At 34.3% G+C, this 9,927-nt stretch carries 7 protein-coding genes; all 7 read left to right on the plus strand.

Annotated features, from left to right (window positions below):
* Positions 1–1,256, plus strand: a 1,256-nt coding sequence (locus tag CF596_RS14805; RefSeq protein ID WP_171325019.1) for a site-specific integrase, incomplete at its 5' end; no start/stop codon positions are given.
* A 2-nt stretch (positions 1,257–1,258) separates the two neighbouring features.
* Positions 1,259–3,946, plus strand: a complete 2,688-nt coding sequence (locus CF596_RS13635) for a toprim domain-containing protein (RefSeq protein WP_143228700.1) — start codon at positions 1,259–1,261, stop codon at positions 3,944–3,946.
* Positions 3,947–4,121: 175 nt separating this feature from the next.
* On the plus strand, positions 4,122–6,530 hold the full coding sequence (locus tag CF596_RS13640) for a hypothetical protein (protein WP_096902790.1): 2,409 nt from the start codon (positions 4,122–4,124) through the stop codon (positions 6,528–6,530).
* Positions 6,531–6,724: 194 nt separating this feature from the next.
* Complete coding sequence (locus tag CF596_RS13645; RefSeq protein WP_096902791.1) at positions 6,725–7,120, plus strand: hypothetical protein; 396 nt, start codon at positions 6,725–6,727, stop codon at positions 7,118–7,120.
* A 68-nt stretch (positions 7,121–7,188) separates the two neighbouring features.
* Positions 7,189–7,797, plus strand: coding sequence for an AAA family ATPase (locus tag CF596_RS13650; protein WP_096902792.1), 609 nt, complete (start codon positions 7,189–7,191; stop codon positions 7,795–7,797).
* Between the two features lie 784 nt (positions 7,798–8,581).
* Positions 8,582–8,878 carry a hypothetical protein gene (locus CF596_RS13655; protein ID WP_052319536.1) on the plus strand — a complete coding sequence of 99 codons (297 nt, stop codon included), beginning with the start codon at positions 8,582–8,584 and terminating at the stop codon, positions 8,876–8,878.
* Between the two features lie 158 nt (positions 8,879–9,036).
* The coding region (locus CF596_RS13660) for a hypothetical protein (RefSeq protein ID WP_143228701.1) at positions 9,037–9,927 on the plus strand (891 nt) is incomplete at its 3' end.

Genomic DNA, 9,927 nt, shown 5'->3' on the forward strand with positions numbered 1-9,927 from the left:
ATACTTATTGTCAGTACAAAGTTGAGCCTTTAGTTGATAAAAAACGTAATCAGAGATGGGTTACTCGTAAAAATTATTCTTACGACCCAAGTAAACCACATGAAAATATTTTAAACACCCAACGACTTGCAGGCTTGCGTATTTTTGATCAAAAGATTCATGTTCCATCATTTACTAAGTTGATTACTGGCTTAACTTTAGTAATCAAAGAAGCAAGAGAATTAAAAATTCTTCGGGACGATCAATTGACCTTTTTCCATTTGACGCAATCAGATGTTCTTCAGAAGATTTACTCAAAGTTGATAAAAGAATACGGCTCTATCACCTTAGCTGATCATATTATTGTTCAATCTGCTTCTAGTGCTTGGAATCCTGACCATTGTTTTTTCTATGAATATGCAGATGAAATTTTCAGTGAAAGATATAGTTTAACTAATGATGAAATTCATCAACTTGCTTGTGAAAACTATAAGAAACTCAAGAAGCTATCCAAAGATACCGAAAGTTTTATTCAAGCTAGTGAAGACTCAGCTAAACATAGAAATAGAGGAATTGTTGAGCTAGATGTACCTGCTTCATACGTTATAGACATACTTAATGCTGCACAAAAAGATATTAATTTGTATAAAGCACATCCTGATAATAAACATACTCGACTTAGTTATTTGAATGCTCTTCGTGATAGCGCAATTGTTAAATGTTTAATGCAAATTCCATTAAGAGCACGAAATTGGGCTGATATGAAATATGGTAATCATCCTAATTGCGAATGTATTTATAAAGATAAAACTGATGGTAGATATATTGTTAGTATCCCTAAACATTGCTTTAAAAACTTCAATCAGAAAATTATCCCTGATGTATTTACTTTAAAACTATCCGAAGATACTTCGGAACAGATTGAACTCTATTTAAAACTAGCTCGACCTGTATTTTTAAGGGGTAAGGATAGTGAATTTTTTCTCATATCTAGTCATGGAAAAAAATTTACTACAACTTCTTTAGGACATACTATTCGATATTTCACAGCAAGATTTGGCAATCAGGAAGTTAAAAAAGGTGGTATTTCAGTCCATTATTTTAGGGATATTGTGGCGACTACTTTCTTAAAACAGAACAAAGGGGCTTTTGCTTATGTTGCTTACCTTTTACTTGATAGTGAAAAAATGATTAAAGAGCATTATGGTCACTTAACACCTGCTGATGCTTTTAACGATTGGGATAATTGTTTACAAAATATCAAGAAGGTTGGGTAAGCATGAGCAGATTAGTCGATATGAAGCTTATTGCTTCTCAGCTTCGTGATGATGTTGAAAGAGTTGTCCACCACCTTTTTCCTAATGGAAAAAAGGTGGGAATCTATTGGGTAACTGGTGATATTTATGACACTCCTGCCAGTAATAATGGCAGTTTTAAAATTGCATTATCAGGTAAAAAACAGGGTATGTGTCGTGATTTTAATGGTGATGATACTTGGTTTGATCTGCTTGATGCTTGGTATAAAAGATTCAATATTGATAAGAAAACTGCTGCTATGCAAGCAGTAGAATTTTTAGGCATATCATCTACAGGTATAGGTTTTCCTTCATCTAAGATTGTTAAAGTTGAAAGCAAACCAAAAGTTCGACCAAAAGCCCAACCTATTCGTCAAAGTTGGACTGACAAATTAGTATCTCGTTTAAAATCCAATCAAAGAGCTATGCATTACTTAGCATCTCGCTCTTTAAAATTGGCAACGATTGAAGAATTTAAACTTGGCTTGAGCACTCCCTACACCAATTCGGAAGGTATCACATCATCTGATGCATTAGTCTTTCCAATGCGGTGTGAAGATGGTTCTTTCATAAGTACAAATGGCTACTATTGCATTCCTGATGTGACAGAAAATCCAACAGATCGCAACGGTTGGATGAAAGGCGCACCACAAGTCTACTTTACTCATGCATATCGCAAACAAAAGAAAATTTTTGTCTGTGAAGGCGTAAAGGATGCATGGGTGGTATATCAAAACCTGAAAGAGAATAACCTTCTACAAGATATTTTAGTGTGTTCAGGTACACACGGTTCTAGCATTCCTGATGTCATGAGAAGTGAAGGCTTTTGGAGTAGATTTGAAAAAATTTATTTAGGGCATGACCATGATTCTGCGGGGGATCGGATGGCTGAAAAGTTATCTGAATTAATCTTAAAGGATTGTTACCGTGTTAAATGCCCTGCTTCTTATGCGCCCGCAAAATATAGTGCAGATGGCACTATTAAACCTGATAGTGAATGGGGGGCAGACTGGACTGATTTCTTTAAGGCTGATAGTTGTATTGAAGAGTTTTTATCCTTATTGAATGATTCACCGATCTGTGCGACCAAAATTGATCTTGCTGAGGGTAGCAATAACTTCCTAGCAGAAGGTCGTTTTAATGTAGCACCTGTTGATATTAATGGTGCGTATATTAATGAGCGTATGTATTACCCTGTTCAAACTTTAGTTCGCAAAAAAGAGATTGATGAATATGGGGTGGAATACTTTTCAGAGCGTTATGAAACTGTAGTAGTACGATCTGATGCAACAGTCCATAAAGCAATAAAGTCCCCTGCTCCAAGAGGTACACCTGATTCTGAACGTGTAATCCGTTTGTCCGATGGTACTTTAATTCGTTCTGAGCCAAAGCCTAACGATTTCTGTACGTGGAAATGGAGCAACATTGAAGCTTATATAAATAGAAGGGTAAAAGTACGATCAACAAGAGATATTTTTGATGATGTATATAACACCTTAAAAAAAGCAGTATGGCTTCCAGTTAAAGAAGATTATGTGATTCTTTCTTTAACTGTTTTAGCCACATACGTTCAAAATGTTTTTGAATCAGTACCTATTCTTTTCTTGAATGGTCAAGCAGGTACAGGTAAATCTCAAACAGGTATTATCATGGCTAAACTATCTTGTAATGGTTCAGTCATTGGTCAAGTTTCAGCAGCTACAGCAGCTCGACATATTGATGCTGCACGAGGATTCGTTGTTTTTGACGATCTAGAAGGCGTTGCTAGTAAAGGCGGTAAGGATGGTGGACAATTTAGTGAGCTAGTCCAAGCCTTAAAAGTTTCTTACAATAAAAATACGGCAGAGAAAATATGGACTGACGTTAAGACGATGAAAACTGAACGTCTTAACTTTTTTGGTATTAAATTAATTAGCAATACTTCTGGCGCTGATGACATTCTTAGCACTCGTATGTTGAGGATTCAAACACGGCATATGCCTGACTCAGAAAAAGGAACAATCAAAAAGCTAAACGCTACTGACTTTACAAAGATAGAAGCTTTGCGCCAAGAGTTACATTCTTGGGGCTTTATGAAATGTGCAGAGATCGAAGAACAGGCTTCTCGATTTAATGAGAAATCAGGACGTTTCGATGAAATTGCCTTACCTTTACGAGTCATTGCCAAAATGGTAAGCGATGAATGCAGTAAAGAGCTTGAAGTTGCATTATCAAAACAACGTACTGTTGTAATCGAAACAAGTGACCCTGTAGAAACCCTGAAAGAAGCGGTCAAAAATCTAATCAAAGAAGGTTTTATCCGATTTACTGTTACTCAGGTAATTTTAGAGCTACGAACCCTATTAGATGAAAACTTTGGGGCTGATATGACTAACTCTATTCCTGAGTGGCAACGTCCTGAGTGGGTTGGTCGTCAGTTAAGGACTCTTGGCTTACTTGATAATATTGATCTAGGGCGTACAACATTCTATGGAAAACGCCTGAAAGTCATGCAATTTAATGATCATGCAGTCAATGAAGTGATTGAAGAATTAGGTGCAACAATCGAATTGCAGAAAGACCCATTTGATTTCTGTAAAGGATGTTCTTCATGTCCATATTCTAATAGTCACTGTGAATTTAAATCACATAGATTACAGCAAGAGCAAAAGGATAAAATCAAGTACAACTAATAATAGTAATTATCTATTTCACTTACCCAATAAAACAATGGATAGTTGTGTTAATACAACTATCCATTGTTTTATTTATTATTACATACTATTGATTTAAAACACCTATTATTGATTGTATTAATTCAATTAACACCATATCATATTCAATAATATATTTAAAAATGTGGCTACTATGAGTCTATATGAAGCATTAAAAAATGTGAAAAGTGAAGAAGATGTAAAAGATGCCTACATAAAAGCTTTAGGGTTAAAAGGTTTCACGAAAGGCTTGATTGATATTCAAACTAAAGAAATTTGGTTTGAAGCAAAAGATACAGGAAGACATAGTACATATGCTATGTTCACCCAACTTTTACACTACGTCCAACAATCATTAAATCTTGGTGAAAGTGTTCCCCCTTTTTTAGCGGTAATTGATACTGAAAAAGCTGCAATTATGAAAAGCAGCGATGTAATTCCTTTTTTAGAAAAAAAGACAGTTAAATGGGGTAAATCAGCAAGTAAATATACTCAAGAAGCTTTAGAAGTTATTTCTGCTTATATAGGCACATATATTGTGTCTTTTAAAATATCCACACATGAAGAAGAATTTATATCTACCGTAAAGTCTGCAATAAAATCAGGAGATATAAATCGAACCCAAATCACCCCGAATAATTTGAAACAGGTATTTGATAAATGGGTTGATATGATTGGCAAAGAGATTAAGGATGTAAATGAAGATGATTACACCCTTTTGTTCTTTGCTGACATTATGAATGATGGTGTTGTAAGTACACATAAAGACTTACCTGCTAAATTAGTATTTATCAGTAATACACCTGCCTTCATGTTGAATGGTCAAGTTTATGAGCTTGGGAATCGTGAAGGTTATCGTAGATTTTGGGCGATCTATCACCGACCACCAAAAGAAGAATATCGCAACTATCTGCTCGAACGTAGAGACAGTTTGATTCCAATTGATGAACGAAGTTTTAAAGGAGCTTTTTATACACCGTTGCATGTCGTAGATAAGGCATACAACAAGCTAGATGAAACATTGGGTAAGAACTGGCAAAAAGAATATATCGTTTGGGATATGTGCTGTGGTGTAGGTAACTTAGAGGTTAAACACTCAAACCATAGAAATATCTTCATGAGCACATTAGATCAGGCAGATATTGATGTAATGAAGGCTTCCAAGACATGTGTAGCATCTACACGCTTCCAGTACGATTACTTGAATGACGATATTACATCTGATGGTGAAATTGATTACAGCCTGACAAACAAAGTACCTCTAGCACTGAGAAAGGCTATTGCTGAGGGTAAGAAGATACTTATCCTGATCAACCCTCCTTATGCAGAAGCTACAAGTTCAGACAATATTATTGCTGCGGGTGGGGATGATGCAAGCAAAACAGGTGTGGCTAAAACAAAAGTAGCTGCTCACTTGATGGGTAAGTATGGCAAGGCTAGAAATGAGCTTTTCACACAGTTTGTTGCACGTATTGCTAAGGAAATACCTAAGGCGACATTGGCGATGTTCTCTACACTGAAATATGTAAGTTCGCCTACATTGCTAGAATTTAGACAAAACTGGAATGCCCGTTACTTGGGTGGTTTCGTGGTTCACAGTAAGGCTTTCGAGGGTTTAAAAGGCAATTTCCCGATTGGATTCTTGGTGTGGCAAACAGATCAAGCCAAAAAGAACACATGGGTTATTGATGAAATCAGTGTCGATGTTTTGGATAAAAACTCAGTGCCGATTGGTAATAAGAGGTATTTTAATACTGAAAACTACGCTCTCTTGACTGATTGGGTGGAAAGACCGAAGACCAATACCCAAGTGTGTATTCCTTTGAAGAACGCTGTATCACCTGCCACTACAAGCAAAGACTTGCGAGGAACACGTTGGTCTGATAATGCGATTGCTTGGCTTAACTGTGCAGGGAATGATCTTCAACAGTCCAATAAACTCACCTTCCTTCTTTCATCGGGGTTTAGTAGTGCAAGAGGGTTCTTTGTGAATGCCGAAAACCTTTGGAAAGCTGCTGTTGTATTCTCAGTAAGACTCCTGATTAGCTCAACTTGGCTAAATGACCGTGATCAATTCTTACAGCCAAATGTAGAGCTTACAGACGAATTTAAGAATGACTGTTTGATTTGGATGCTATTCAATGGCAGCAACCTGACAGCGAGTGCTGATGATCTAGAGTGGAAAGGACAGAAGTGGTCTATCACCAATCACTTCATACCTTTTACTGAGAGTGAAGTTGGTAGTTCGGAGCGTTTTGAAAGTGACTTTATGGTGCAGTACCTGAGTGGTAAAACCCTGAGCAGTGAAGCACAGGCTGTATTGGATGCAGGTAGGGAATTGTGGAAAGCTTATTTTGAGCATACAGACAATCATGCACTAAGAACTGAGCTTAAGCTGAATCGTACCGATGTAGGTTGGTATCAAATCAGAAATGCTCTCAAGGCAAGAAATAGTAGTGGAGATTTTATCCCTGTATCCTTCTCTAAATTTGAAGAAGCATATAAGGGACTAAGTAATAAACTTAGACCAATGGTTTATGAGTTAGGCTTCCTTAAAGAATAAATTAGTTCTAAACATGAAAGAGGGTTGATCTATTCAACCTTCTTTTTTGATAGAAACAATAGTTGTATTAATGATTTTTTATAAACATCTATTAATAGTTGTATTAATGATTTTACTATACAACTATACTTAGTATGTAATAGAATTGATTTATTAGGTTTTTTATATCAAATAAGTGAGTTTAGGGATTAAATATGTCTGAAAATAGATTTGCTAAAGCTAGACAAAATAAGGAGTTTACTCATATTGATGTAAACTCTGATGCTAAAGATTTAACAGGTGCTACCCCACCTAATAAGATCGTAACTAGAAATAAAAGTGTTGTTCTTCTTGAACCAAATACATTGCCAGTTTCAACAAGATCACGAACAAAGAATGGCAGAAATCTCACTATTCCTTTATTCGTAGAAGAACTGAATATTATTGAAAAAACAGTGACTATACTGGGGCAACAAAGTGATACCTCTATAAACAATTTCATTCGACAAACAATCCTTGACCAATGCAAAAAGATCATAGGGAAAGAGGAATATCAAAAGATGCTGAGTCAACAGTTGAATGTAATTAAAACACCTAAAGAAAAAAATTAACGTCCGTGAAACAAAACTATTGATACAACTATTAATAGTTTTGTTGTTGATTGTATGAAGGCTTACTTATGGCAAAAATAATATGTGTCGCTAATCGAAAAGGTGGGGTAGGAAAAACAACCCTTGCTACTAACCTAGCTGTTGCATTAAACAATAAGGGAAAAAGTATTCTAATAGATGCTGACGAACAACAGTCTGCTTTCAAATGGGCTAATCAGAGAGATGATATTGAATGCATAACTATTCATTCCGATCTATTAGAAAAGTTGGAACAACTAGATAAGGAATATGAATATATCCTTATTGATGTTGCTGGTCGTGATTCTACTATTTTCCGTGAAGCCCTACTTGTATCTGATACTTTAATTGTTCCAACACAACCTTCATTACTCGATTTACAAGTTCTTGATTACATGCAAGAGAAGGTTAAAACAGCTAAACAGACTAATGAAAACTTAAAGGCTTATGTCTTAATCAATAGAGCTGCTGTAAGAACAACTGAATTGAAAGATGCAATAGAGTTTATTGCTGAGTTTGACCAGTTCAAATTATTAAAGACTGTGCTTTTTGAAAGAAAACAATTCCGTGATGCTATTGTGGAATCCAAATCAGTTACGGAAATGAACGCATCAAAAGCAAAGGATGAATTAAATCAACTAATCATTGAATTACTCTAATTTTTTCAAAAGTAGAAATTAAATAAAAATAAGGAGAGCTTAATATTAATTTACTCTTCTTATTTTTCTACCTGCCAAAAAAATTAATATTTTCATTAAAAAATAGCTAACTAATTGATATAAAAATAAAAATTAGTTCCAAAAAAATCGAGTGGTATCGGGCTGACTCTCTAGGAATATTAGATTAGATTAATTTTTTAATATCAATATCTTATAATAATAAATATGTTTGACGTAGAAATGTAAAAAACAAAAATTAATAAAAAAGTAGAAAAATACTAAAGTAGAAAAAATATCTAAAATCTATCAAATATACAAAAAGCATGTCATAAATTAACTTAAGTAATTGAATAAAATAATATTTTTAAAAAACATGCTCAAAAAATAGCGTGTCATATAAATAAATAAATATAATTTTTATTATTATTATTCATGTACTTATATGGTTTTATTTCTTTGACACGCTAACCTGACACGCATTTAAAAAACTGGATTCGCTTTTAGTGACATGGAAAAATGCGTGTCAAATGCAAGGCAAAGAGCATGTCAATTTTAAAACAAGTTTAAATTATTATTTTATATATATATTTTATTTATACTGGATTCGCATTTGTATTAGGACACGCATTTTTCAAGAAATACAATTAAGGCTTTCTACCGTTATTTTTCTACCTAAAAGCACCCACAAAAACTTACCATTTTTACTGTGTAAACTATTGTCCAAACTATTACTTAGGAGTAATATTAATTAGGGTTTTCACACACATGGGATGGAGTGGTTGAAATGACTACTACCTCTAAAGTAGAAGTAGTGACGCAATTGCCGTTTTTGACGGATCGGCAAATGTCTTTACTGCAATTTCTACATAGTTATTTGCAAGATCATCGTTATATGCCTACACGTAGGGAAATAGCGAGTTTTCTTGAGTTGAAGTCTGATAATGCAACACCTTATCTGAGTGCTTTAGAAAAGAAAGGGTACTTAAAGAGAAGTGGTGAAAGGGTCAGAAGGAATCTTGAATTAACTGAAACTGCTTATGAAAAATTGGAACTGGAATCTGAAAACGATTCTGTAAATTAAATGAAATTGAAACGCTAGAAATGTAAAAACCCGTTACTGTTGACGCAGTAACGGGCTAGAAAATAAGTATCTAACGTGATTGGGCTAGATATACTTATTTTCGCACATTTGCAGGCATGTTTCAAATCTGTCAATTAATAGTTATTGGAGAGATTTGTATGCAAACATTAACCTCAAATCAGGTGCGTAACCAACTCTTATATAGAGAGTTGAAACTTAACTGTATTCATCAGGCTAATATTTACTGCACTAAAAGATCACTAAAAGGAAAGTCTGCAAATAATAAAAGATCAGATATAAGTTTTGTTCTTAGAACAATTTCTGAACAATACAATTCTGATTTCAAAAAATCCCCTTTTGATTTTTTTTACAAAGACTTAGATGCGAATAAAAAATTAATTTTCGATTATCTAGAAAAGACACAATCTCATACTCGATCAAATCAATTGAAGCGAGCATTTTTATTTATTTTGGATGATGTTTTACAGTTTCATAATACAAAGCATTGGCTTGAACTGGATAAAACTCGGTTTAAAGAATATGAAAATGCAGCAGATCGTTTTACTACCTGTTTAAACGCAATTCTTGATTTATATTACCCTACTTATACTCAGACTAAAGCTAAAGCTGCTAGATATGAATTAATAGCACATGAGATTAATAAATACTGTAAAGCCAATTATTTAAATAAGCGTATTATTTATTCTTATTTTGAAAGAAATCGAGTTCCTGATTTTATTGATGGGGATTTTGAACCAAGCTTCTTTGAAGGGCGAAAAAGTAAGCCTAAAATTGTTTTAGAAGCTGTTGAAAAACTATCTCTTGCACCAGTTGGCTATTTAACTTCTCATATTGCTGTCAAAACTGCTTTTAATACTGATGATTTAAATGCTGATGGATGTTTAAAACGCTCTAAACCTATTAGATCAACATTAGATTTGGCATTAATCTCTGATCATTTCCGTGAAGAGTTATATACTTATTGTCAGTACAAAGTTGAGCCTTTAGTTGATAAAAAACGTAATCAGAGATGGGTTACTCGTAAAAAT

This window comes from Acinetobacter sp. YT-02 (genome assembly GCF_002412355.1).
GTDB classification, from domain to species: Bacteria; Pseudomonadota; Gammaproteobacteria; order Pseudomonadales; family Moraxellaceae; genus Acinetobacter; species Acinetobacter towneri.

Coding starts and splice junctions, on each gene's coding strand:
- CF596_RS13650 (WP_096902792.1), top strand. CDS start 7,189: ATGGCAAAAATAATATGTGTCGCTAATCGAAAAGGTGGGGTAGGAAAA.
- CF596_RS13645 (WP_096902791.1), top strand. CDS start 6,725: ATGTCTGAAAATAGATTTGCTAAAGCTAGACAAAATAAGGAGTTTACT.
- CF596_RS13635 (WP_143228700.1), top strand. CDS start 1,259: ATGAGCAGATTAGTCGATATGAAGCTTATTGCTTCTCAGCTTCGTGAT.
- CF596_RS13640 (WP_096902790.1), top strand. CDS start 4,122: ATGAGTCTATATGAAGCATTAAAAAATGTGAAAAGTGAAGAAGATGTA.
- CF596_RS13655 (WP_052319536.1), top strand. CDS start 8,582: ATGACTACTACCTCTAAAGTAGAAGTAGTGACGCAATTGCCGTTTTTG.